Genomic DNA, 24,442 nt, shown 5'->3' with positions numbered 1-24,442 from the left:
ATTCACGCATGTTTACTATTTTCCATTTTGTGGTTCCTTATGCATGGGGGAGATGGGCATGTGAATGGGACACGGGGACGGTTCTCGTGCATCAACAGTGAAAATGAGGCGCGGGATGGGGTACGGGGACGGTTCTCATGTCTCAACAGCGAAATGATGCACGAGAACCGTCCCTATGCTTCATGCACACAAAAAAGAGGCCTAAGCCTCTTTTTTAGGATGGTAGATGGTAGTGGGTGAATGAATCTTAAGCTTTTTTAGTTGATTGCAGCGGGTCTGGTTTAAGATGATCGTCACGGAGCTCTTCTTCTGTACGTTGTTGTTCCATTTCCTGGCCAAGCTTCTTCACTTCGGAATAGTCCTGGGCCATTGAGCTGTTGTTTGCGGTCTTAAGGGTGCTGGGGTCCTCTTTTAGTGACGTTCCACTGGGGCTCTTCCCCATGATTCCATCTTCCTTTATGCTTGAGCCGAATTCACGAGATTGATAGCTAGAATCTGGTAACGGCGGTACCTCTGAAGTAACCCCGTCTTCCTTGCGATTCCGCCCATCTACGCCCACTAATGGCGGGTGATCAAGCTCGGTATCCTCATGTAAATAGTTGCGGTCATTTCGATTATCACAGCGCTTTTCAACCAATACTATAATTTTTCCTTCTTTAACTGACTTTTCATAGGACTCCGCCTCTTCGTGGGGAATGCCCATTCCGACAAACGCTCCGGTTAAACCGCCAATACCAGCCCCGGTAATGGCTCCCATAAGCCCGGCCGCAATCGGTCCAGCCGCGACAAGCGGGCCAATTCCCGGTATAGCTAGTGCGCCAGCCCCTGCCAGTAATCCTGGTATTCCGCCAAGGACACCGCAGACAGCCGCTCCGGTCGCCGCCGTTTCTTCTATCGCAGTACCTGTGTCTACGGAAACCTGTTCAACGTTTTTTCCAATCATAGAGATTTCATTCTTGTGGTATCCTTGATCTAATAGTCGATCAATCGCATTAATCGCTTCCTGTTCCGTGTCATATACACCCACCACATTCTTCATATGCTTGTCCATTTCATTTCCTCCTCTATTTTTAATAGATTACTAGATGCCATGCTTACATTAGTCCGACAGCTTGTCCTTGACTTCTCCGTATCCTTCCTTTACTTTTCCTTTCGCCTTGTCGACCTTACCTTCTACGACCTTGGACTCGTCATCCGTTAAACGGCCCCATTGTTCTTTTAGTTCACCTTTCACCTGATCAACACTGCCTTTTATCTTTTCTTTATTCATTGTTTTTACCTCCTTTAATTTGTTTGTTACCCTATTGTGTTTACAGCGAAACCTTTTTTAGAAAAACTTTAATTTTGACTTTTTTCCTTCATTTCCTGCTCGACATCTTTCATGGCTTCTTTAATATTGTCCTTTGCCTCTTGCATGGTGCCTTTGGCGCTGGCTTTTGTATCGTTATCAATCTGATCCTTTTGTTTGCCATCGCTAAGGCCATTATCCTGGTCGACACCGTCGCCGCAGCCGGCTAACCCGCCAAATGTCAATAACGCAGCCATTCCGGCAACAGCTAAATTCTTGCGATTCAACATCATTCTATTCCCTCCCAAAAATTTTTAACGAACCAAATCAGCTTGACGCCTCCCGGTTCGTTTGCCGTGCACCATCTATATTCCCAGCGAAAAAAAGGATGAAACATTTTTTTGAAAAAACTTTTCTGCTAGAAAAAGAGGTTTCAATTTTTCCAAAAGGGGTTAAATACGTATCAGGCACGACAAACAAAAAGGAGAGATGAATATGAACGTAAACGACATGTTGGCCGAGTGGTACATATACACGGATCGGCTGCCAATCTTGATCCTCGCACTACTTCTATTAATAGTAGGCTGGCTGGTGGCCAAAAAAATGGGGAAAGTGACGGAAGCGGCCCTCAAGAAAACAAGCTTCGATGACAAGCTTTTTTCAGGCTACGGAAGTCGAAAGTATTCTTCAGAAAAAATCATTGGAAAAATTGTTTACTACCTATTACTGGTGTTTGTCTGGATTATCTTCTTTAATATGTTGAACTTAAGCTATATCGCGTCTCCGCTGGTTCATATGCTGTCGTCGATTACCGGCGCGATTCCGAACGTATTAAAAGCGGCGTTAATCCTATTGTTTGCCTGGATTGTCGCGACCGTCCTGCGCAAGGCATTTGAAAAAGGGGCGACGGCGCTGCATTTGCCAGATAGGTTAGCCAAATGGAAGCTGGCCAAAACCGAAATCGATGGCCGCGAAAAAGTGGCGAAAATCACCAAAGCGCTGTTCTATTTTGTCCTGCTGCTGTTCCTGCCAGGGGTGCTCGGCGCCCTGCAAATCGAGGGGGTATCAGAGCCGGTCGCCGGAATTCTGACAACCTTCCTATCATTTATTCCGAAGCTGTTTGCCGCGGCGTTGATTGTGTTCATCGGTTGGCTGCTGGGGAAATTGGTCCGTGATATTTTATCGAATTTTTTAAAAAGCATTGGCAGTGAAAAGCTTGGCGAGCGGTTCGGAATGAAGGGAAGCCTGGACCTTGCTGGGATCGTCGGAAATATTGCGTTAATCTTAATCTTAATTCCCACCATTATTACCGCCCTGGAAAAGTTGGACCTACAAGGAGTATCGGCTCCGGCGATTGCGATGCTGGAAAAAGTGGTGGCATTGATTCCAAATATCGCGGTCGCGGTGGTTTTGATATTGGCGGGAATCTGGCTTGGCAAGTGGGTCGAAAAGCTGGTTGCGCAAATGCTGTGGCGCTTGCGGTTTGATGGTTTGCTTCATCAATTGGGGATTGGTGGTGCTGTTGGTCCTGAGTCAGCGAAGTACAGCTTGTCCCAGCTTGTGGGTATGCTTGTGAAAATCGTGATTGTCCTGTTATTTACTGTGGAAGCACTGCAATTGGTTGGCTTGGACTTCCTAGTAACCCTTGCGTCGGCGGTGCTGGCTTACCTGCCTATGCTGTTCGCCGCTCTGGTGATTCTGGGGGTTGGCCTGTATGTTGGGAACCTGACTGAGCGCATTGTCAAAAATGTGGTTAAGAAAAGCTATGCCCGTACGCTAGCGGTCGTTGCTAAATATGCCATTTTCGCAGTTAGTGTGTTTATGGCGCTCGACCAGCTTGGCGTCGCTCATTCCATTGTCAATGCTGCGTTTATCCTCCTCTTAGGCGGCTTGGCCCTGGCGTTCGGCCTGTCATTTGGTCTTGGCGGTAAAGACTTTGCAGCGAAATATTTACGCAAGCTTGATAACAAACTGGACCAAGGAGGAAACAACCAATAATGGAAGATTACAATCCGGAATCGATACGCCAATTTCGGATTGTTATTTTTTAAAAAAAGGAGGGAAGTGTCAATGCTGATCTTTAAATTAGTGACAATCGCGGTTTTGATTATCCTGACAGGATTTTTTGTGGCGGTGGAGTTTGCAATTGTCAAGGTGCGGCTGTCGCGGCTTGACGAATTAGTGCTCGCCGGGAAGAAGGGGGCGGTGCCGGCAAAGCAGGTCGTTACTAAGCTCGATGAATACCTCTCGGCCTGTCAGCTCGGCATAACTGTTACCGCGCTCGGGCTCGGGTGGTTAGGGGAGCCGACCGTTGAAAAATTGCTGCATCCGTTGTTCGGCGTCTTGCATTTAAATGAATCTGTTTCGCATTTTCTGGCCTTTGTTCTAGCCTTCGTTTTGGTGACCTTTCTGCATGTTGTAGTCGGGGAACTGGCGCCAAAGACCGTGGCAATCCAAAAAGCGGAGGCGATTACACTGCTGTTCGCCCGGCCTATGATCTGGTTCAATAAAATCATGCATCCATTTATTGGGGCATTGAATAGCTCGGCACGTGCGCTGGTCGGTTTGTTTGGCTTTAAGCCGGCAACGGAGCAGGAACTGGCCCACTCGGAGGAAGAGTTGCGCCTGCTGCTGGCGGAAAGCTTGGAGCAGGGCGAGATTAACCAGAATGAGTACCAATATGTCAGCAATATTTTTGAATTTGATGAACGGACGGCCAAGGAAATTATGGTACCGCGGGTGGATATGAGCTGCATCTCCGTCGATGAGCCCGTTCAGGAGGTGCTCCAAAAGTTGAAGGAGGAGGGGTATACCCGCTATCCCGTTGTCGAAGGCGATAAGGACCATATAATCGGGGTGCTGAACGTAAAAAGGTTTTTAACAGCGAGATTGATGAATAAAGGTCTTTATGAAAATTGGAAAATTAAATCGTACATCCAGCCGGTGATTACGGTGATAGAGACGATCCCGATTCATGATCTGCTGGTAAAAATGCAGATGGAACGAATTCATATGGCGATTTTGCATGATGAATATGGCGGCACCTCGGGGCTGGTGACGGTAGAGGACATCATCGAGGAAATTGTCGGCGAGGTGCGGGATGAATTTGATGCCGATGAAGTCGCGGACATTCAGCAGGTAGCGGAAAACCACTATATAATAGATGCCAAAGTTCCAATCGATGTGGTCAATCACCTCCTCGACACAAGTTTAGCCGCCGAAGACGTCCACACCATTGGCGGCTGGTTCCTCACCCAACACAACGCACCCCAACTCGGAACCGGCGCCACCCTCGAAACCCAAGGCTGGCTCTTCAAAATTAATGAAGCAAACGGATCCCACATAATGTATCTGGATGTTCAAAAGTGAGGCATGGGGACGGTTCTCGTGCTTCACTTTTTAATGCTAGAGTGCTTCTAAAAGACAAATGGAGTGGAATAGAGGGAGAAATGTCTTTAAAAGGGCTTTTAAAAGACAAAACAGCCCGGATTTGAGCTGAATTGTCTTTAATCCGGGTTGCCTGCGATGGTTGCCTTTTTGGAGTAGCGGGGCACACAATGTCTAAGGTTCAGTAAACTCTAATGTTTCTCCATAATCTCCATATCAGGCTGGAATGTTTCGAACATCACCTGCTTATTGCCGTATAGCAGAATTTGATCGGCTTCATGGAGTGGACTATCATAGACCTTCTTTCGAAAGACAATGTCACCTCGCTTGATGAACACGACTTCAAGGTCGAGTGCATCGATGTCAGGAAGGACCTGCCGGATTGTACGGTTCGCAAACTGGGAATCTTGGTAAATGGTAAGAAAAAGCATCGTGTCTTGATGGTTTTTTAAAAATACTTCCCTTATCGGCAGATCAGCGAGCTCGATGTTTTGTTTCATTTTTCGATTAAAAAGATTGGATAAGTGCTTTTGAACTTGGCGTTGCCTTAGGATGCTAAAAACAATTAGGACTGACGCAGCACTAAGAAGAATCTCCTTTGTTCTCAGTCCGTTGGAAAGGAATTCGCTGATGGAAGAGATAATCACTGCAAGGGAAAAAGCGCCAAACAGAATGAGAAACGTAGCGAGCTTGCGGCGAATCGGATGCCCCGAGATTAACTCCGATTCTTTAGTGGTAAACCCCGTGCCGGTCATCATCGAAATCACCTGAAACCTCGATATCGCCACCTTTAAACCTGTCAAACGAAACAAAATCACAAATATTTCTATCACGGTTAAAATGATTACGAAATAAATGAATAGGAAAACAGCTATCATGCTCACCTCCAGTTAAGACAGAAGAATGAGACAAGGGGCGCTTCCCTTGTCTCATTTTTTAATAAGCCTCGAATTTGGTTTTAATCGGCTATTAATGAAAGTTCGATGATACTTGAGAACGATTCCGCTGTTCTTCCCCAAAAATGAGGCAGAAGAACCGTCCCCATGCATCATTGCATTTTTTCGTTGTAGAATTGGACGGCGTAGGTGGCGCCTTCGTCGACCATTTTGTTGTCTTCGATGTCATGCGGGTGGGGGTGGCCACCTTTATGGATTGGGAGTTGTTCTGCTTTTTCAAAGACTGTCGGCATCACTTTTCGCTTCATGTCTCTTAGATAGCTTTCCGCTTTGAGGCGGTTCGGTTTATTTGATAGCCACATCGCAGCCGCCGAGGCTCCAGCTCCTACTGCCACTAACGATCCTATACCTACAACCCGTTTCATATTAAAAACCTCCTTCTCGATTTTCTATATGCATACCCCAAGCTCCCTCAGATGAAACGTGTTTGGGGCGGCTAATTTTTGGGGAGAAAAAGAAAATAGGAGTTTTTGAGAAGGGAGCGAGTAGTTTGGAGACTTACTTTGGCAAACAGAATTGGAAATGGGTATCGCTGCACCAAATGGAGCTGGAGAATATCAACCCGCCGCTTCCTCAAGATCCTGCTTCGGATGCCTGGCTTGAACATGCCCGTAAAAATCAAACCAACTATGTCAAGGTCGGCAGCCTTGAAAATGGAGAAAAGGTATTGAAAGGATCATTGATTTATCAACAAAACTTTAGTGAGGAATGGGACTTTAAAATCTTTCATTTTTATTTAAAAAAGGACCTGCTGGTAACGGTTGGTCTGGAATTGCCGGGGGATGAGCAGGAAGAAATACAACAGCAGCTGGGCAGCGCGGAAAACGCCGTGGACGGCTTTTTATTTTTCCTCGGGGAAATTGTCAATGGATTGCTCGTGGAGATCGATAAATTTGAAGTGGCGCTGAAAACGTTGATTTGGGGCGTGCGAAAACGAAATGAAACGAAGATTCTCGAGCTGCTCTACACGCGCCGGCATGAATTATTAGTGGCGAAGAACGTATTAATTCCAATCAAAGAACTGCGGATGGCGATTGAAGAGATCAATCTTCATGGCAACAGCGAGGTATATAAGAGCACCTGCAGACGGATTGAGCGGGCGATGGCGCTGCTTGGCGAATATGAGCACGAGCTCGATGCGATGATCAACCTAGAGGAGGTCATTTCCTCACATCGCGGCAATGAAATTATGAAAACATTGACAGTGATGACAACAATTTTTACGCCAGTGATGGCCTTCGGGGCGTTATGGGGGATGAATTTCAAGCACATGCCGGAGCTCGAGTGGCGCTTTGGCTATATTCTATCGCTCGTGTTGATTATTGTATCGACTGCCTTATTATATGGCTATTTAAAGATGAAAGGCTGGACCGGTGACTTGTTGAAAGGGAAAAAGAGAGGATCATTTTTTAAATAAGACACGCCTTTTGAGCGTGTTTTTTTTGTGCGGATCTCCCACTATTTATCTAGGCCATCCGCTCGATTCGGGACTTTAGCATATTTTGGTATAATACTAGAAAAAATTTTTCAAAAAAATAGGTTTCAGATATAAACAACGTGGGTATATACCCTATAAATCATGTAGAGGTGAGGATGGATGAATTTAACGATAGACAAGCAGCAAAATGAGAATGAAGTGGTAGTTAAAGCGTCAGGGGAAATTGATGCGTTTACGGCACCAAAGCTTAGAGAGGAATTAGCGGCACTTGTGGATGGAAAAAATAAAGTGATTACCATCGATTTAAAGGACGTGTCGTATCTGGACAGTACCGGGCTTGGCGTGTTTGTCGGTTTGTTCAAGCAATTGAAAAATAATGGCGGCGAGCTCAGGCTGATTGAAATGTCGGAGCGACTGAAGCGGCTGTTTCAAATCACGGGATTGAGTCATGTAATGGAAATTAAAGGATAGGGGAAGAACGATATGATGGATTATATTGAAATGAAAATTCCGGCCAAGCCGGAGTATGTGGGTGTCATGCGTTTGACGTTATCGGGAATTGCCAGCCGGATGGGGTATACATACGAGGAAATTGAGGATTTAAAAATTGCCTTGAGCGAGGCGGTTACAAATGCGGTCCAGCATGCGTACACCAAGGATGAGGGCGGAGAAGTGATTGTCGGCTTTGGCATTTACGAGGACAAGCTGGAAATGGCGGTGGCCGACAGCGGCAAGAGCTTTGATTTTATTCAGGCAAAAAATGAATTGGGTCCTTACACCGAATCAAGTACTGTGGAGCAATTGACAGAGGGAGGGTTAGGACTATTTTTAATAGAAACGCTGATGGATGAAGTCCGAGTGTTGAACAATTCCGGAGTGACGGTCTTCATGGCGAAGTATCTGGGCGGGGAGCGTGAAAATCATGACACAGCCATCGCAAACCATGAAACGAACTAAGGAAGAAATTGAAGCATTAATTGCCGAATTCCAGAAAAATGAAAGTCCAAAAGCCCAGAACATCTTAGTCGAGCATTACACGGCTTTGGTCGCAAGTTTGGCACAGAAATACTCAAGGGGAAAAAGCTTTCACGAGGATATCATGCAGGTGGCGATGATTGGGCTGTTATCGGCAATCAGAAGATTCGACCCAAGCGTTGGCCGGCCATTTGAGTCGTTTTTGATTCCGACTGTAATCGGGGAAATAAAGCGATTTTTACGGGATAAAACCTGGAGTGTGCATGTGCCGCGGCGGGTCAAGGATGTTTGGCCGAAGCTCAAAACGGTGGTGGACGAGCTGACCAACCAGTATCAGCGGTCACCGAAGGTTCATGAAATTGCCGATTATCTGGAGATTTCCGAGGAGGAAGTGCTAGAGGCGATGGAAATGGGCAAGAGCTATCAGGCTACTTCAGTCGATCAATCAATTGAAGCAGGCTCAGACGGCAGCACGGTGACCGTATTGGATATTGTCGGTGCTCCCGATGAAGGCTTTGAAAAAGTTGACCAGAAGCTCCTGCTCGAAGACGCGCTCCAAGTACTGTCAGAGCGCGAAAAGCTGATCATCCAATGCACGTTTATCGAAAACAAAAGCCAACGGGAAACCGGAGAATTTCTGGGAATCTCACAAATGCACGTCTCCCGGCTGCAGAAGAAGGCGCTTGAAAAATTGCGGAGAGCACTGGGGAGTCAGGCACCTGATGAGGTGGCGCGGTGAAGAACAGGGCCTAGCCGCTTGAATAAGGTGGCGCGTGATCGGCCCCCAGGGGCAGCCTCTCCGAAAGAGTATGAGGGTAATCGCCGGGAGACAGGAAGGACCTCGATGCACTCTGATAAAAGCATCAATAGATTGGGGGGAGCAGCTATGAATATTGTAATTGTCGACGATAATCGCACAAACCTAATGATTATAGAAAAAATCCTGCAGAAGGCGGGTTACGATAAATTGGTGCTGCTGACATCAGCCCGGCAAGTATATGACTATTTGCAGCTGGAGGCGGATAGACCGCAAGACGTTCCGGTTGATTTAATTCTGATGGATTTGATGATGCCGGAAATCGACGGAATCGAGGCATGCCGGACGATTCTCGCCAACGAGCGTTTCCACGACCTGCCGATTATTTTTGTCTCGGCTATGGGCGATTCCTATAAAATGGCCGAAGCAATGGATGCCGGAGCGCTCGATTATGTCATGAAGCCCATCAATAAGGTTGAACTGCTGGCGCGAATTCGCTCCGTGCTGCGGCTAAAGCATGAGAAGAATTTGCGCAAGGAACGAGATAAGCGGATTCAATTCGAGCTGGATTTGGCCAAGCAGGTCCAGCGCAGCGTGCTTGGTAGTCCGCTTGAGAACGAAGATGTGACGATTTCCGCCGTTTATAGGCCTTCCTTTGAACTGGCCGGCGACCTGTACGCCTGGTACCAAATTAGCCCCCATCGCTATGGGGTTATTTTGCTTGATATGATGGGGCACGGAATTTCCTCGTCACTAGTCTGTATGTACATATATTCTGCATTAAAGGACGCGATTACAGGAATGGGCGACCCGGAGGCCGTGATGCAGGAGCTGAATCGACGGATGAATCAGCTGCATATGCCTGAAAGTCTGATAAACTATTATTTCACTGCGATTTATTTTGTGCTGGATACGGAAAAACAGACCATCGAGTATGTGAATGCGGGGCATCCGGCAGGGCTTGCGCTGATTGATGGGGAAGTGCAGCAGCTTGACCAAGGTTCTTCTGCAATTGGTTTTTTTGAAAAAATAGAGGTAACCAAGGGTGTGATTTCTTATAAGGAAAGTGCTCGGATCCTGCTGTTTACCGACGGGTTGTCGGAATGGCTGGAGGAGGAATACGAGGATGCATGGGAAAAGCTAATTAGCGGTTTGCAGCAGACCGATAATCCGGAGCGCTTGCTCGAGCAGCTGCTCCCGGGCGCGGAGCCGTTGAAGGAGCAGAAGGATGACTTGTGCCTGGTGATGATTGCTGCGAATTAAGATGGACGAAGGACAGGGTGCCGGCCATAAGCCGGCACCCTTGCCCAATGTGACAGTTAAAACTAGTTTTTAAGGCTGGTATTAAAGGTGGATTACCTATTTTCATTTACTCGCCAACTTTATCTTTTTACTCGCCAAAATTCTGGTTTTACTCGCCACTTTTCCCGATTTACTCGCCAAAATCTAGAATTTACTCGCCAGAATCCAGGATTTACTCGCCAACGTTGTCTATTTTTCGCCAGTCAAGGAATTGTGAGGGGATGTTCGCCCATCACGACGCCAAATACGCCCTCAGCATCCACCCATGTTTCTCCAACGAAGCTCGAATCTCCGTGAACAAGTCGGCGGTTGGTTCGTCTTCGTGCTCCTCGGCCATCGTGATGCCTTCGCTAAGCTCTCTGCAAATAGTGTTCACATCATCAACCAATGTCTGAACCATGTCGTTTGCGGATTCGTCGCCAAGTGCTTCCTCAAGCGACGAAAGCTTTAACGTTTCTTCGAGTGTGGATGCCGGTGCAGCGCCCAATGCCAGCATCCGCTCGGCGATGGTGTCGACATGCAGTGCAGCCTCGTTGTACAATTCCTCAAATTTTACATGCAGCGTGAAGAAATTCTCTCCCTTTACGTACCAGTGGTAATGATGCAATTTCATATACAGGACCGAGAAATTGGCCACCTGCTTGTTCATCGTATTGGCTAATCGTGTGCTTTTATCCTTTGCTTTCATTCTAGTATTTTCCATTCTGATAACCTCCAATTTCATGGTGATACTTAAGTATTTACCCGTCTATCAGGAGCATGAAACAATAAATGTTTAAAAGGGTCTATCGTCCCGTCTGACTCTCGGGACCTGCGACTCATTGGGCGAATGTAATAGAAACGATATGATAGTTTTAAGAAAAAAACACAGGGGGGTGACGCAATGAAAGGCGTCCATTACAGCATTCATGCAAAAATTATCACAGGCTATTTCGCAATCCTGATTTGCCTTGTGCTGTCCCTGCTCGTTGTAGTGAACCGGATGACCGCACTGCAAGATGAAATAAAATTCATTTCGCAGCACGACATTGAGGTCCATGACCTGGCAAATCAGATTCAAAAAAATGTCCTCGATATGGAGACTGGAATCCGCGGCTACGCGTTAACCGGACAGGAGGAGTATCTCGAGCCGTATCACGAAGGGAATCGCAGCTGGCTAGACAACTACAACAAGCTCCATTCCTTGCTCGACGATAACAGCAGTCAGCAGCAAACCCTCGAAGAGATCAAGCCGGTGATTGAAAAATGGATCATGAATACTGGCGAATATACCATTAATCAAAAAAAGGAAGGAAACGAAGCAGTACTGGCCAAGAATTTTAAAGAACAAACTGGGAAAAAGGTGACCGACCAAATCCGCACCCAGATGGATTCCTTTTTGGAAAAAGAAAAGGAGATGACGTCAAAACGTACAGATGAGCTCCTTCAGAACAATAACAATTTAAAAATCATCTTATATGGCATTATTATTTTTGTAACCTTCTTAACCATCCTAACGGCGCTTTTCTTGTCAAACTCGATTGTCAAAACGATAAAACAAGTCGTAAAAACAATCCAGAGCATCACCGATTCGAAGGTTGACTTGACGACACGGATCAGCGTGAAAGCGAAAGACGAGACGCGGGAGCTTGCCGAGGCCATGAACAGCCTGCTCGGCAGCCTCGAAAAACAGCAATGGGTGCAAAAAAGTCTCACAGATATTTCCACGCTGTATCAGGGAATTACCGATATTAATGAGCTGGCGCAGCGGGTCATTAACAAGCTGGCACCGCTATTTGAAGCCTGTTACGGCGTTGTCTATCTGCGCCGGGAACAGGGCGGCGAGGTCGACTTCGTTAAGGTCGCAGGCTATGCCATCGCCGATGAGGCCAGCGTTAAGGCCAGCTTCCGCTTTGGAGAAGGGCTCGTCGGCCAAGCGGCGCTGGACCAGCGAATTTTTCTAATTGATCGTTTGCCGGAAGATCACATGAAAGTGACCAGCGGCCTCGGGGCGTCGTCACCAAGAAATCTATTGGTGGCGCCGATTATATATGAGGGCCGGGTCGAAGCTGTTGTCGAGTTTGCGTCACTACAGCCGTTCCTATCGCAGCACCTGACCTTGCTCGATCTCCTGCAGGACAAGTTCGGCTCCTCGATTTCCAACGTACTCGGACGGATGGAGGTTGAACGGCTGCTTGCGGAGTCGCAGGTCATGACGGAGGAACTTCAGGCCCAATCCGAAGAGTTGCAGGCCCAGTCCGAGGAATTGCAAATGCAGCAGGAGCAGTTGAAGCACACGAACGAATATTTAGAGGAGCAGAATCGGTTAGCCGAAGAGCGTGCGCTTGAGCTGAAAAAAGCGAAGGATGAGCTCGAGGAGTATTCACTCCAGCTGCAGCAAAGCTCCCAGTACAAATCCGACTTTTTAGCGAATATGTCGCATGAACTAAGGACGCCGCTGAACAGTATTTTGATTCTGTCACAAATGCTGATGGAAAATGGCGGCATGGACCAGGACGAGATTGAGGAATACGCCCGCGTCGTCAACACGGCTGGCGGTGATTTATTACGGCTTATTGATGATATCCTCGATTTATCAAAAATTGAGGCGGGGAAAATTGAAATCCTGACAGACGAGGTCAACGTAACCGAGCTGCCGCAAACGTTAAAGAGCCTGTTTGACCCGGTTGCGGCGAAAAAGAATGTGACGTTTGAGGTGCAGACAGACGCAGACGTCCCACCGGTGATTTCGACAGATGGCCAGCGCCTGCAGCAAATTTTAAAAAATCTGCTATCAAATGCGTTTAAATTTACGGAGCAGGGTTCAGTCACCGTCCAGATTGCCGTATCGCCTCCGGAAAAAGCGGAGCAGCTGCGTTGCGGCGGTCCGGTTCTGGCCATATCGGTAGCCGATACAGGAATCGGCATCCCGGATGATAAACAGCAAATTATTTTTGAAGCGTTTCAGCAGGTGGACGGGACGACGAACCGTCAATATGGCGGCACCGGACTTGGCTTATCGATTTGCCGGGAATTTACCCGCCTGCTTGGCGGCGTCATCGAGGTCGAGAGCGAGGTCGGGAAGGGAAGTACGTTTACCCTGTATATTCCGAGCCAGCTGGAGCCGGAGCCGGTGTTGTTCACGGCACTGGAGGAAGTGGCGGCAACCCGTGAGGCCGAGATGCCGAGGGGGCTGCCTCCGGAAGAGCCCGTTCAGGACGCCGATATCATTGAGGCAGATCACTGCACCGATGACGAGCTGTTTCATGGAAAAAAAGTCCTTCTTGTTGAGGATGATGGCCGCAATATTTACGCACTGGTCACGGCGCTTGAGCGCAAGGGGATTACTGTACAAGTTGCGAAAAACGGAAAACAGGCCATCGAAATGTTGCGTGACCATAATGATTTTGACTTGATTTTTATGGATATTATGATGCCGGTGATGGGCGGCTACGAGGCGATGAAAGTGATACGCGGTGAACTCGGTCTGCACAGTCTGCCAATCATTGCGTTAACGGCCAAGGCGATGAAGGGTGAGCGCGACAAGTGCATGGAAGCGGGGGCGTCCGATTATATCATGAAGCCATTGAATATAGAGCAGCTATTCTCATTGATGCGGGTTTGGCTGACAGAGCAGGTGAATCCAGATGAGTAACAAAACGAGCATATCGCCGAGCGATACGTGTGATACACCATCACCAGAGACCGAACCATTTGCCTTAACGGAGGTACAGGAGGTTGAGCTGAATTTGCTGCTCGAGGGGCTCTATCAAATGTATGGTTACGATTTTCGCGGTTATGTCCGGGCCTCGTTGACGCGGAGGATTATAAACCGAATGAAGGCAGAGCGCCTGCCGACGATTACTGCCTTGTTGGAAAAAGTCCTCCACGAACCGGGCTTTTTGGAGCGGCTTTTGAATGATCTGTCAATCCGGATGACGGAAATGTACCGTGACCCCAGCTTCTTTGCTGCGTTTCGCGAGCAAGTGGTCCCGCTCTTGCGGGAGCTTCCTGAAATCCGGATTTGGCATGCCGGCTGTGCAACCGGGGAAGAGGTTTATTCGATGGCTATCCTCCTGCATGAAGAGGGGCTTGCGAAAAAAACGGAAATCTACGCAACTGATATGAACGAAAAAGCGCTTCAGGCTGCCCAGAAAGGGGCCTTCCCGCTTAAAAAAATGCAGCAATATACGAAAAATTACCTGAAAGCGGGCGGGCGCCAGGCATTTTCGGAATACTATACGACCGACCATCAGTATGCTTATTTTAAACCGCTGTTGGACGAAAACCTGATTTTTGCCCAGCATAATTTGGTGACGGATGGTTCCTTCAATGAGTTCCATGTGATTCTCTGCCGGAACGTGATGATTTATTTTGACAATAGCTTGCAGCAACAGGTCCACCGACTTTTTTACGGCAGTCTGGCGAGCGGAGGCTTTATCGGGCTTGGCAACAAGGAGTCGATGCTGTTTTTGCCAAAAGGCTTGGACTATGAAGAATTCAATGCCCAGGAACGAATTTATCGTAAAAGTAATGGGGCAGGGTGAAATGCAAAAAAGAGACTGTCCAGCGGTGACAGTCTCTTTTTTCTTACTATTTTAATGAGAATGTTTGGCGTTTCTTAGAATTAGACTGAGGATAAAGACCAGAGCAGCTGCGCCAATTAGGGCCGGAAAGACGTAGAAGCCGCCAATTACCGGTCCCCAGCTCCCTAACAGAAACGATCCAAGCCAAGCGCCGATAAAACCGGCAATAATATTACCAATAATGCCTCCCGGTACATCACGCCCAAGAATCAGTCCAGCCAGCCAGCCGATTACGCCTCCAATAATTAATGACCAAATAAAACCCATAAATAATCTCCCCTTTCAATTAGATATAGACTAAATACCCGTTTGTAATGAAAATAAAACCATTTAGTAAACATGGGGACGGTTCTCGTGCCTTACAAAGTGAGGCACGAGAACCGTCCCCATGCCTCTTTTACACTTTTTCGGAATGATTTCTTCCTATATGTAGGGCTCGCCAACAGGTCTTTAATTCTTCCGTCAGTTCTTGAAACCGCGACTCATCCCGGTTATCGAGGCAACTGTCTATTTCACGGGTTAACAGGCTGATTTTTGAGATGAGTTCGGCCTTGCGCTTTTGTTCCTTTCGAAAAAGCTGCTCCCACTTGGCGTCCCTTTCAGTGTGATAATCACTAAACTTCTTTAAACGCATCCCGCATTTGCACAGCGTCTCATTTACACTTAGAACGTAAAATTCCTTGTTCCCACAATACCTACATGATAATTTCTTCATCTAAACCACCTCCGCTTTCTATATACCCATGCTTTGAATCGGAGTAACCTGCTTCCAAAAAATTTTGATGCACGGGGACGGTTCTCTTGCCTCACTTTGTGATGCATTAGAACCGTCCCCATGCATCATTTCAAAAAAATCCGAAAAAAATAGGTTTCAATTTTCAACGGAGCGGTTATATAACCTGTACAACGTTAAGAGGAGGAATGGAACATGAATACAATTAAAGTAGTAGAAAATGGTGTGCAAGCGAAAAGGGAAATTGATGATTTAATCATGCAGGGTTATTCAAAGAATGAAATTTATTTATTGGCACATGACAAAAACCGGTCTGAGGATTTAAGTGATTCGTTAGATATAAAGGATATTGGCGTGGCGGAGCAAGGCGTATTGGAGTCAGTTGCCAACGTATTTCGGACAAGGGGAGACGCACTGCGCGCCAAGCTGGAGTCATTAGGGATGTCGCCGCTTGAGGCGGAGCGCTATGAAGAAGAATTGGACCGAGGAAAAGTCGTCGTCGTTGCGGGAAAATCGGCTTAAGAGGTTAAAGGAAAAGAGCTGCCGCCCTAATCAATAGGGCGACGGCTCACTAAAAAAATCGGGAAGGGAGAATCTTTTATGAAAACTTCATCAATAAAATTTGAAAAATTAATGGGAGAACGCACCAGAGCAAGACGCAAAAGTCGGGCAAGGCTTCACTTGGAGCAATTTTTCGAGGAGCCCATCCTTCATCGAGAAATTCATGGAGAAAGGGTGTATGTACCGCTAAGATTACAGCAGATATGGAATGAGGTGTAAATTGGCCATCCTTAAATTACCTGCCTAAACACGTTTAACCGGTTCAATCGTGCTTAGGCAGGTAATTTATTATGGGCAAAAGTCTCCTCTCTAAATAACCCCTAAATAAAGGAAATAAGTTGGAGGGTATGGTAGAATAGGGATTGTGTGAAAAGGAGGCGAAATAGATGGATGATTTTGGGCAAATTGCGTTAGTCAGCATTCTGTCTCATTTGGTGTGTATTGCGGTTTCCTGGTGGGCCCTGCAGGCGATTCGCCTGGAAAAACTGTTGAAGCCTAACCATGTATTTCAAGCACGTTTATTGTACATATTATTGGCAATCTTCATCGGATCATCTGTTAGTAACTTTTTCCTTGATTACCTGCAATGGTCGAGACAACTCCCGTTAATGTTTCAATAAAACAGTAATTGGAAAAAAATTAAAGGTTCCAAAATGGTGATAGATTGAGTACAATCAAATTTATGTGGAAAAATAACCTGAAACTTGTCAGACGTTTTACCACCTATAGATAAAAAACGGGATTTTGTCTAAAAGTGACGAGAATTCCCAAGTATGCTCTCTCCCTCCTTGGAAACAATGGTAGTAAGGGGGAGACGAGAGAATGAACAGAAATAGAGTCACTTATATATGCCTGATTATATGTTTTAGTATTATTCTGGTTGTGATGGGGAACCGAACCACTGAGGCAAACGGCGGTCTGGCATCATTTTTTAAGGGAGAAACGAGCGTCGGCAAACTGGCATCTAAGACACAAGGCGAGACGCGCGTTCAGGAGGTATTTTTCCAAGAAGAAAAGGATCTTGGAAAAATGGCAGCTGTTTTTCAGGCCCAAGATATTATGCTTCAGGATTGGTCTATTTATGCAAGGGAGCAGGCGGCTGGTATTGACGTGAAGGAATACGCGAATGTTTTACGGAAGAAGTTTCCCGACTGGCGTTGGACGGAGAGGACAACAAGCGAGACTTGGGAAATGACAGCAGTATCCACAGCATCTAACCACCACACGGAAAAGCTTCAATTCTTGGCAACCCGCACAAAACAACCTACGACTGCGTATATAGTATATAGTGTAAGGGGCAATGAGTGGAACGAGGCCTCTAAATCCTTTATCATGAGCGGTCAATTTGGAAATAGGCTAAATGACATATTTCGTGGTAAACCAACAGTTTTTTCTTGTATGAAAGGCGTTGTGAGTGATAAGATTGATAAGGCTTTAGAAAAAACGGCGAATGAACTGATGTCGGGCTTTCAAGCTAAAGAGATCGAGGCGTTAAAAGAGGAGAATTTCATGTCTGTTTCGGCCATGTCGCCGATGTTCTCAGACGATATTGACTTGAAAAATAATAACATGAATTTGCAAATTGGCTTACGCTCCGAAGGATTGGGCGGTCCGACTACGGTTGTAGTAGGAACCCCTATCATTACGATTGAATATTAATATAGAGAAAATGGACGCGGAGGGGAATACTCTTGGAAAAGATCATCGTCCGCGGCGGACAAAGGCTATACGGAACGGTTAAAGTTGAAGGAGCAAAGAATGCCGTTCTGCCTGTTATCGCTGCAACATTATTAGCAAGTGATGGAAAAAGTGTGATACGTGATGTACCGACACTCTCCGATGTATTTACAATTAATGAAGTGCTACGTAACCTAAACGCTGAAGTGGCTTTTGATCATAATACGGTTGTTGTTGATGCATCTAGAGTGTTAAAAGAGGAAGCGCCTTTTGAGTATGTTCGCAAAATGCGCGCGTCTGTGCTTGTCATGGGATCACTTCTTGCACGTAATGGCCGTGCCCGGGTGGCTTTGCCTGGCGGTTGTGCGATTGGGTCCCGGCCGATTGACCAGCATTTGAAGGGCTTTGAAGCCATGGGTGCGAAGGTCAAGGTGGGCAATGGCTTTATCGAGGCGGAGGTTGAAGGCCGTCTGCATGGAGCAAAGGTTTATTTAGATTTCCCAAGTGTTGGCGCTACTGAAAACATTATGATGGCAGCAACGCTTGCGGTAGGTACGACCACGATTGAAAATGCTGCAAAAGAACCAGAAATCGTTGATTTAGCGAACTTTTTAAATAAAATGGGTGCGCGCGTGAAGGGTGCCGGCACTGGTACGCTTCGCATCGAGGGTGTCGATGTGTTGTTTGGCGCGGACCACAATATTATTCCGGACCGGATCGAGGCAGGTACGTTCATGACGGCGGCTGCGATTACGGGTGGAAATGTGCTTGTAAAGGGTGCAGTTCCGGAACATCTTTCTTCATTGATTGCGAAAATGGAGGAGATGGGTGTGACGATTATCGAGGAAGAGGATGGCGTTCGTGTCATTGGGCCAGAGCGCTTGAAGGCGGTCGACATCAAGACGATGCCGCATCCAGGCTTCCCGACTGATATGCAGTCACAGATGATGGCTTTGCTGCTTTGTGCAGATGGCACATCAATGATTACGGAAACTGTGTTTGAAAATCGTTTTATGCATGTTGAGGAATTCCGCCGCATGAATGCCGATGTGAAAATTGAAGGCCGTTCTGTAATTCTAAATGGCCCTTCTAACTTACAAGGCGCCGAAGTGGCGGCAACAGACCTTCGTGCTGCAGCTGCATTGATTTTAACCGGGCTGGTTGCTGAAGGTGTAACACGCGTAACTGAATTGAAGCATTTGGACCGCGGCTACGTGAATTTCCACGAAAAGCTTGCTGGTTTAGGTGCTGACATCGAGCGTGTGAAGGAAGCAGATGAAACCTTTATCGAACTTGGAAAATATGTTACGGATCTAAATGCCTAAGGGGCGTGCAAAGTTCCATTCTAAAATTGGACTAAATGCCGCGGGTATTTAGTTCTATACTCAGCTTAAATCCTATTTTAAGGGTACAACTGAACACAACCAAAGCAACGGGGCCTGGAATAACGGGTCCTGTTTTTTTGTATTTGTTTAGAGGGTGTTGCGGGTTGTCCACAAGCGGTTCGGTTATCATTATAAATAACGTGGAATTATACCCAATTATGTCTGATAACTCTGTGGATAAGTCGAATAACTCTGTGATTTGTGGATAACTTTTTTGCCAGTTGATTTTTCGAAAAAGAAGTAATAAATGCTTGTCCGCTCCCATATGTTGTAATGTGACGCATCCCGGGCGCAAGTGGGCTGTGAATTTACAAACTGGAGGCACAATCATGAAAAATATCAAACCACTCATCGTACTAGCAGCATTTCTTATTGCCTTGACACTGATTATACCCGCTGTGTTGGTATTGCCTTTTTCGAGCGAAAAGGCGAGCGGCAAGCTGGGCGAGGATCTCGCCAAGAAGCAGCCGGCGGCGCAGGAAACTACTTCCCCATCCTCTGACGCGGCAATTGACGTGGCCGTGTTCCGCACCGCCAAATCCGCAATTGAAGAAACCCCGCTGGAAGATTACCTTGTCGGGGTAGTCGCTGCCGAGATGCCGGCGGATTTCAACGAGGAGGCGCTCAAGGCCCAGGCGCTGACGGCACGGACGTATATTGTTAATCGGTTGGTTAAAGGGGATACGATTGGTGCCCCAAAAGGTTCGCAGGTAACGGACACCCCACAGCTCCATCAAGCCTACATAGATGACGCGCAGCAAAGGAAGAACTGGGGAAAAGATTATGAATGGAAAAAGAAAAAGATACTAGAGGCTGTCCGGTCAACGAGCGGACAGATTTTGACTTATAATGGCGAGCCAATTGATGCGTTGTTTTTCTCCACCAGCAACGGTTTTACGGAAAATTCGGAGGACTACTGGTCTGGAAGTATCCCGTATTTACGGAGTGTTTCAAGTCCTTGGGATAAGGATTCCCCCAAATTTACCAATCAGAAGGTTGTAACCGTGAAAGAGTTTGAATCACGGTTAGGAGTGAAAATCGGATCAAGTAATGCGCTTGGAAAAATTGTCGCCCGGACCGAGGGCAAGCGCGTGGCCAAGGTTGACTTTAATGGCAAGGTATTGACCGGAAGAAACATCCGCGATAAGTTGGACTTGAAGTCGTCTGACTTTTCGTGGGAACGTAAGGGGAATAATATTGTGATCACAACACGCGGCAATGGCCACGGCGTGGGCATGAGCCAGTACGGCGCGAACGGAATGGCCGCGGAGGGCAAGAACTACAAGGACATCGTCCAGTACTACTACAAGGGCGTCGAGGTGACCTCAGCGGAGAACATGATGTCGACGATTACGGCGAAGAAATAGAGAGTGTGAGTGGAAGCCAGGCGGGTGGGGGTGCCTGGCTTTTTTGGTTTAGGCAGGGGTGGAAAGTAAGTGAGGAAATTTGGAAAGTATTTGATCAAAAAGTGTAAGTAAAATTGTCAAAGTGGAAAGTAAGTGCGCTAAATCGGTAAGTAACTACACTAAATCGGAAAGTATATCCAAATAAATGAAAATTATTTAAAAAAGGTCATTGAAAAGTTACCTGGGCCAGGCTTGCCGCCTGGCTTTTTAGCTGTTTTGGGTAGCGGTTGGAAGGCTGATGCTGCTCTAAAAAGGGTTTGGATAGTAAAAGAGGAAATTTGGAAAGTATTTGATCAAAAAGTATAAGTAAAATCGTAAAAGTGGAAAGTAAGTGCGCTAAACCGGTAAGTAACCACACTAAATCGGAAAGTATATCCAAATAAATGGTAATCTCTCAAAAAAGGTAATTGAAAAGATACCTGGTCCAGGCTCGCCGCCTGGCTTTTTAGCTGTTTTGGGTGGCGCTAGGAAGGGGAGTTCTGTTCTAAAAAGGGTTTGGAAAGTAAAAGAGGAAATTTGGAAAGTATTTGATCAATAAATGTAAGTAAAATCGTTAAAGTGGAAAGTAAGTGCGCTAAACCGGTAAGTAACCACACTAAATCGGAAAGTATATCCAAATAAATGGTAATCTCTCAAAAAAGGTCATTGAAAAGTTACCTGGGCCAGGCTCGCCGCCTGGCTTTTTAGCTGTTTTGGGTAGTGGTTGGAAGGGGAGTACTGTTCTAAAAAGGAGTCGGAAAGTAAATGAGGAAGTTTGGAAAGTATTTGATCAAAAAGTGTAAGTAAAATCGTTAAAGTGGAAAGTAAGTGCGCTAAATTGGTAAGTAACCACACCAAATCGGAAAGTATATCCAAATAAATGGTAATCTCTCAAAAAAGGTCAATGGAAAGTTACCTCGGGCCAGACCTAATTGGATAAAACGCCATAAAAAGTTCAAAAGTTCATGTCGATTTTTGCAGGAAATTGGCAAACAAAAGAGGAAATGTAGGAGCAAATTGAAAGGAGTGGTCCGATTGTTTGCAAAACCTTGTGAAATGTCATTAAGAATCAAGAAATTACAGGCACTTTTTGATGGAAGGATGGATCCCAATCACCCCGATTGGCCGGATTTGGTTCACGAATATAAAAATAGGATGGCAGGGTATCGTGGCGAGAAATCCGTGGACTTTTACTTGAGCATGCTTCCAGAGGCCGACTATCAAATTTACCACGATATCCGCCTGCTTTATGGAAAGTATTACTTTCAAATTGACATCCTGCTACTGTGTGCGATGTTTGGCCTAGCGTTGGAAGTGAAAAATAGGAGCGGGGAGATCCATTTTAAAAGAGAATTAAATCAGGCCTTTTTGCGAAAAAATGGTCAGGAGGAACGCATAAAGAATCCGGTGCTGCAGGCCAAGCTCCAGGCGCGAAAGCTAAACGGGTGGCTGCAAGAGCACCATTTTCCAAACGTTCCAATCCATTATCTTTTTGTAAACAGTAATGAAAAAACCTTAATTACAGCGGAGCACGGGAACGAAGAGATTCTTCGGAATGTATGTAATAGTGAATTTTTAATAGAAAAAATAGAACAAATTAAAGAATTTCAAAAGATAGAGAAGCTAGGCTCCAAGGATTTAAAAAAGGTAAATAAATTACTACTATCGAAGCACACTCCCGATAATCCCGATATATTAAAGCAATTCCACCTGTCTCCTAAAGATATCCCCACTGGTGTGAAGTGCCCCGATTGCCGCTTTCTGCCGATGACTTATCATTCCGGAACCTGGTGGTGCCCGAAGTGTAACGCCAAATCGAAAACTGCCCATATTCCAGCCATCAACGATTATTTTCTTTTAATAAAACCGACTATCACAAATTCTGAGCTAAGAGAGTTTCTCCATATAGATTCGATAAGAGTGGCCAGCCATTTTCTAACGACCGCAGACTTCCCCCATAGTGGTACATTTAAAGACCGTGTTTATCACCATCCCGTATTGCAATAAAAAAACCACCGCCAACCAGCAGTGGTTTTAAGAAACAGACCGAACACGGCCAAGCATCTTCGCCAGACCTGCAAACTTCCCCTTAAACAATGCACCACGAATAAAATAGTAGCAGACGCTGATGCCGAGGAAGTCCTTAAACAGGTCAAATAACGACGCGGAGCGGTATGGATAGAACGATTGGTGGATTTCGTCACTGATGCCGTAGAAGGCCGCAATCAGGGCACAGGCCAAGTTCCAGCCTGGTGTAAAACTGAAACCGGCGACAGCATTGCTGCGCAGGTCAGTGTTACCGCGTCTAAACGTCAAACATGCGAGGACTAGTAATACATATAAAATCGCAAACTCTATTAAATGCAATGATTCTTTAATAGTGTGGTCAATATTCGAATCGGGCAGGCGCACGAAGTGGTCCGACGGCAGGCTCGATTGGATAAAGATGGCTGCCATATAAAGCACGGGCAGGACCCGCAGCACCCATTTTAAAGCCTTCATGAAACAATTCCCCCTAAAAGTTTTTCAAAAAGATGCATAAAAACGCAGGCGATTACAAAAAATAAAATTTTTTTCAGACTAGTGTATATAATTCTAGTTATCTGTTCAGAATGATTGCTGAGGTGATGAAAATGAGAGAGGAAGAAAACAAACGATCTTCTCAAAGTTCCAGCGTAAAACGCTTTTTCAAGAAGCGTTGGGTATTTCCAGCCATCTATATCGCAAGTGCAGCAATCATTTTAACAGGTGTTCTTTGGTATCAGTCCAGTGCAGGAGACTCAGACAAATACGATTACAAGTCTACTGATATTACTGGCAAAAAGACCAACCCGCCTGCAGTTGAAGTTAACTCGGCTTTAGAAAACGTCAAAATGCCGGTGAAGGATGCAGCATCTGCGGTCATCAAGACAAAGTTCTATGATTTCAGCGGGAAAGCTGAAGACCAGGAAGCCGCATTAGTATTCTACGAGAACACATACAATCCGAATACTGGTGTCGACATCACCATGAAGGACGGCGAAACGTTTGATGTATTAGCATCACTCAGCGGAACTGTCACCCGTGTTGAAGAAGACGCGGTGCTTGGAAATGTCATCGAAATTGAACACGACAAAGGTATTGTAACACAATATCAGTCCGTGAAAGACATTAAAGTTGAAGTTGGCGACAAGGTGAAACAGGGAGATGTTCTTGCCAAGGCTGGGCAAAGCATGTTCAATGAAAAAGCTGGAACACACGTCCATTTTGAAATTCGTAAAGATGGCGTCGCGGTTAACCCTAGTAAGTATATCGACAAACCGGTAAGCACTTTACAAGAAGCGACTCCTTCAAACAGCAAGGAATCTATGCAAACAACTCCTAGCGAAAAAAAGCAGCAGGAGTTGGAGGATCCAGCTGGCTCCGACGACCAGTCTTCCGATAAGGAAACAGACGACGGCAAGACCAAAGAAGACGAGTCCACTAACTCAAAAGAAAAGACAAATTCTTAATATTGAAAGTATAAGGGGAAGGGGAGTACTTCCTCTTTTTTTTACGTTTTTTTTCAAAAAAAGAATCCGGCCGAGTGCCAGATTCCGCACATTAAGCAAAAAAATAGGACCCGGCCGATTGCCGGATCCAACACGATATATTAAAAGGGGGGGTTATGAAAAAGTGTGACTGAGATTGTCCTTTTCACACTTTTATCTTACCCTGCAGATATGAACAAACTATGAACAAAAGGTGAAAGTTTGAAAAACAGTTATGAGAATTATCTGTTCCGATAACCACAAAGTTTACCAAAAAGCTTTCCATTTCCAAAAATTTCTGATATATTTTGACTGTAAGATTATAACTTAATATTGTTTGAAATGCTCTACTGGGGGGGTCCGATGGCTCGGACTGAGAGAAGAATGCATAAATTCTTTGACCCTTTGAACCTGATCTGGATTATACCAGCGTAGGGAAGTAGTATCAAAGGTGTCCGTGTTTAATTTGGGTACCGCTACTTTTGGATGAAAAAATCAGGTTCTGTGCAAACAGAACCTTTTTG

The 24,442-nt window shown here is 46.0% G+C and carries 26 protein-coding genes and 1 riboswitch; of the genes, 17 read left to right on the top strand and 9 right to left on the bottom strand.

What is annotated here, in order from left to right; all coding sequences use genetic code 11:
- Window positions 1-247 precede the first annotated feature (247 nt).
- The 3 genes from V5M37_RS27825 to V5M37_RS27815 all read right to left on the bottom strand — a co-directional run bounded on the left by V5M37_RS27825 (window position 248) and on the right by V5M37_RS27815 (window position 1,581).
- On the bottom strand, window positions 248-1,051 hold the full coding sequence (locus V5M37_RS27825) for a general stress protein (RefSeq protein ID WP_423800101.1): 804 nt from the start codon (window positions 1,049-1,051) through the stop codon (window positions 248-250).
- Between the two features lie 48 nt (window positions 1,052-1,099).
- The gene (locus tag V5M37_RS27820) at window positions 1,100-1,270 is read right to left on the bottom strand and encodes a CsbD family protein (RefSeq protein ID WP_423800100.1); all 171 of its coding nucleotides are present in this window, start codon (window positions 1,268-1,270) and stop codon (window positions 1,100-1,102) included.
- 68 nt (window positions 1,271-1,338) lie between these two features.
- Window positions 1,339-1,581 (bottom strand): hypothetical protein, encoded by a 243-nt coding sequence (locus V5M37_RS27815; RefSeq protein ID WP_423800099.1) that lies wholly within the window; start codon window positions 1,579-1,581, stop codon window positions 1,339-1,341.
- A 202-nt stretch (window positions 1,582-1,783) separates the two neighbouring features.
- Between V5M37_RS27815 and V5M37_RS27810 the strand changes: the two genes are divergently transcribed.
- Both V5M37_RS27810 and V5M37_RS27805 read left to right on the top strand, forming a co-directional pair.
- Window positions 1,784-3,286, top strand: coding sequence for a mechanosensitive ion channel (locus tag V5M37_RS27810; protein ID WP_423800098.1), 1,503 nt, complete (start codon window positions 1,784-1,786; stop codon window positions 3,284-3,286).
- A 72-nt stretch (window positions 3,287-3,358) separates the two neighbouring features.
- Window positions 3,359-4,657, top strand: coding sequence for a hemolysin family protein (locus tag V5M37_RS27805; RefSeq protein WP_423800097.1), 1,299 nt, complete (start codon window positions 3,359-3,361; stop codon window positions 4,655-4,657).
- 209 nt (window positions 4,658-4,866) lie between these two features.
- On the opposite strand, the gene V5M37_RS27800 is transcribed toward V5M37_RS27805, so the two are convergent.
- Window positions 4,867-5,553, bottom strand: a complete 687-nt coding sequence (locus V5M37_RS27800; protein ID WP_423800096.1) for a hypothetical protein — start codon at window positions 5,551-5,553, stop codon at window positions 4,867-4,869.
- A gap of 170 nt (window positions 5,554-5,723) precedes the next feature.
- Window positions 5,724-5,996, bottom strand: coding sequence for a hypothetical protein (locus V5M37_RS27795; RefSeq protein ID WP_423800095.1), 273 nt, complete (start codon window positions 5,994-5,996; stop codon window positions 5,724-5,726).
- Between the two features lie 125 nt (window positions 5,997-6,121).
- Here V5M37_RS27795 and V5M37_RS27790 point away from each other — a divergent pair, with 125 nt between their 5' ends.
- The 5 genes from V5M37_RS27790 to V5M37_RS27770 all read left to right on the top strand — a co-directional run bounded on the left by V5M37_RS27790 (window position 6,122) and on the right by V5M37_RS27770 (window position 10,064).
- Window positions 6,122-7,048 carry a magnesium transporter CorA family protein gene (locus V5M37_RS27790; RefSeq protein WP_423800094.1) on the top strand — a complete coding sequence of 309 codons (927 nt, stop codon included), beginning with the start codon at window positions 6,122-6,124 and terminating at the stop codon, window positions 7,046-7,048.
- 180 nt (window positions 7,049-7,228) lie between these two features.
- Window positions 7,229-7,540: an anti-sigma factor antagonist gene (locus V5M37_RS27785; protein ID WP_213147997.1), complete on the top strand. Its 312-nt coding sequence runs from the start codon at window positions 7,229-7,231 to the stop codon at window positions 7,538-7,540.
- Between the two features lie 12 nt (window positions 7,541-7,552).
- On the top strand, window positions 7,553-8,026 hold the full coding sequence (gene rsbW / locus V5M37_RS27780; RefSeq protein WP_213147998.1) for an anti-sigma B factor RsbW: 474 nt from the start codon (window positions 7,553-7,555) through the stop codon (window positions 8,024-8,026).
- Window positions 7,992-8,783 carry an RNA polymerase sigma factor SigB gene (gene sigB / locus V5M37_RS27775; protein WP_423800093.1) on the top strand — a complete coding sequence of 264 codons (792 nt, stop codon included), beginning with the start codon at window positions 7,992-7,994 and terminating at the stop codon, window positions 8,781-8,783. The genes rsbW and sigB overlap by 35 nt, the downstream gene beginning before the upstream one ends.
- A 147-nt stretch (window positions 8,784-8,930) precedes the next feature.
- Entirely contained in the window at window positions 8,931-10,064 is a 1,134-nt protein-coding gene (locus tag V5M37_RS27770) for a PP2C family protein-serine/threonine phosphatase (protein WP_423800092.1), read from the top strand.
- A 271-nt stretch (window positions 10,065-10,335) separates the two neighbouring features.
- Here V5M37_RS27770 and V5M37_RS27765 read toward each other — a convergent pair whose 3' ends face one another.
- Window positions 10,336-10,806: a Dps family protein gene (locus V5M37_RS27765; RefSeq protein ID WP_423800091.1), complete on the bottom strand. Its 471-nt coding sequence runs from the start codon at window positions 10,804-10,806 to the stop codon at window positions 10,336-10,338.
- Window positions 10,807-10,986: 180 nt separating this feature from the next.
- Between V5M37_RS27765 and V5M37_RS27760 the strand changes: the two genes are divergently transcribed.
- Both V5M37_RS27760 and V5M37_RS27755 read left to right on the top strand, forming a co-directional pair.
- The gene (locus V5M37_RS27760) at window positions 10,987-13,737 is read left to right on the top strand and encodes a CHASE3 domain-containing protein (protein WP_423800090.1); all 2,751 of its coding nucleotides are present in this window, start codon (window positions 10,987-10,989) and stop codon (window positions 13,735-13,737) included.
- Complete coding sequence (locus V5M37_RS27755; protein ID WP_423800089.1) at window positions 13,730-14,629, top strand: CheR family methyltransferase; 900 nt, start codon at window positions 13,730-13,732, stop codon at window positions 14,627-14,629. The genes V5M37_RS27760 and V5M37_RS27755 overlap by 8 nt, the downstream gene beginning before the upstream one ends.
- A 51-nt stretch (window positions 14,630-14,680) precedes the next feature.
- Here V5M37_RS27755 and V5M37_RS27750 read toward each other — a convergent pair whose 3' ends face one another.
- Window positions 14,681-14,935 (bottom strand): GlsB/YeaQ/YmgE family stress response membrane protein, encoded by a 255-nt coding sequence (locus tag V5M37_RS27750; protein ID WP_213148002.1) that lies wholly within the window; start codon window positions 14,933-14,935, stop codon window positions 14,681-14,683.
- 130 nt (window positions 14,936-15,065) lie between these two features.
- A complete protein-coding gene (locus tag V5M37_RS27745; RefSeq protein WP_423800088.1) occupies window positions 15,066-15,383 on the bottom strand; it encodes an IDEAL domain-containing protein in 318 nt (105 codons plus the stop codon).
- Between the two features lie 213 nt (window positions 15,384-15,596).
- Between V5M37_RS27745 and V5M37_RS27740 the strand changes: the two genes are divergently transcribed.
- From V5M37_RS27740 to V5M37_RS27710, 7 genes are all read left to right on the top strand, one after another.
- Window positions 15,597-15,923, top strand: coding sequence for a general stress protein (locus tag V5M37_RS27740; protein WP_423800087.1), 327 nt, complete (start codon window positions 15,597-15,599; stop codon window positions 15,921-15,923).
- A 78-nt stretch (window positions 15,924-16,001) separates the two neighbouring features.
- Entirely contained in the window at window positions 16,002-16,181 is a 180-nt protein-coding gene (locus V5M37_RS27735) for a hypothetical protein (RefSeq protein ID WP_241113944.1), read from the top strand.
- Between the two features lie 167 nt (window positions 16,182-16,348).
- The gene (locus V5M37_RS27730; RefSeq protein ID WP_423800086.1) at window positions 16,349-16,582 is read left to right on the top strand and encodes a DUF1146 family protein; all 234 of its coding nucleotides are present in this window, start codon (window positions 16,349-16,351) and stop codon (window positions 16,580-16,582) included.
- A 202-nt stretch (window positions 16,583-16,784) separates the two neighbouring features.
- Entirely contained in the window at window positions 16,785-17,621 is an 837-nt protein-coding gene (locus V5M37_RS27725) for a YwmB family TATA-box binding protein (protein ID WP_423800085.1), read from the top strand.
- A gap of 32 nt (window positions 17,622-17,653) precedes the next feature.
- The gene (gene murA / locus V5M37_RS27720) at window positions 17,654-18,964 is read left to right on the top strand and encodes a UDP-N-acetylglucosamine 1-carboxyvinyltransferase (RefSeq protein WP_423800084.1); all 1,311 of its coding nucleotides are present in this window, start codon (window positions 17,654-17,656) and stop codon (window positions 18,962-18,964) included.
- A gap of 389 nt (window positions 18,965-19,353) precedes the next feature.
- Window positions 19,354-20,391: a stage II sporulation protein D gene (gene spoIID, locus V5M37_RS27715; RefSeq protein ID WP_423800083.1), complete on the top strand. Its 1,038-nt coding sequence runs from the start codon at window positions 19,354-19,356 to the stop codon at window positions 20,389-20,391.
- Window positions 20,392-21,444: 1,053 nt separating this feature from the next.
- Window positions 21,445-22,416, top strand: coding sequence for a nuclease-related domain-containing protein (locus tag V5M37_RS27710; protein WP_423800082.1), 972 nt, complete (start codon window positions 21,445-21,447; stop codon window positions 22,414-22,416).
- A gap of 27 nt (window positions 22,417-22,443) precedes the next feature.
- Here V5M37_RS27710 and V5M37_RS27705 read toward each other — a convergent pair whose 3' ends face one another.
- Complete coding sequence (locus tag V5M37_RS27705) at window positions 22,444-22,911, bottom strand: VanZ family protein (RefSeq protein WP_423800081.1); 468 nt, start codon at window positions 22,909-22,911, stop codon at window positions 22,444-22,446.
- A 131-nt stretch (window positions 22,912-23,042) separates the two neighbouring features.
- On the opposite strand from V5M37_RS27705, the gene V5M37_RS27700 reads away from it, so the two are divergent.
- Window positions 23,043-23,900 carry a peptidoglycan DD-metalloendopeptidase family protein gene (locus tag V5M37_RS27700; protein ID WP_423800080.1) on the top strand — a complete coding sequence of 286 codons (858 nt, stop codon included), beginning with the start codon at window positions 23,043-23,045 and terminating at the stop codon, window positions 23,898-23,900.
- A gap of 360 nt (window positions 23,901-24,260) precedes the next feature.
- Window positions 24,261-24,373, top strand: a riboswitch (TPP riboswitch).
- Window positions 24,374-24,442 lie beyond the last annotated feature (69 nt).

Source organism: Neobacillus sp. SAB-20_R2A, from assembly GCF_049568635.1.
GTDB lineage: Bacteria > Bacillota > Bacilli > Bacillales > Cytobacillaceae > Neobacillus > Neobacillus citreus.
This window is presented reverse-complemented; position numbering and strand designations above follow the sequence as displayed.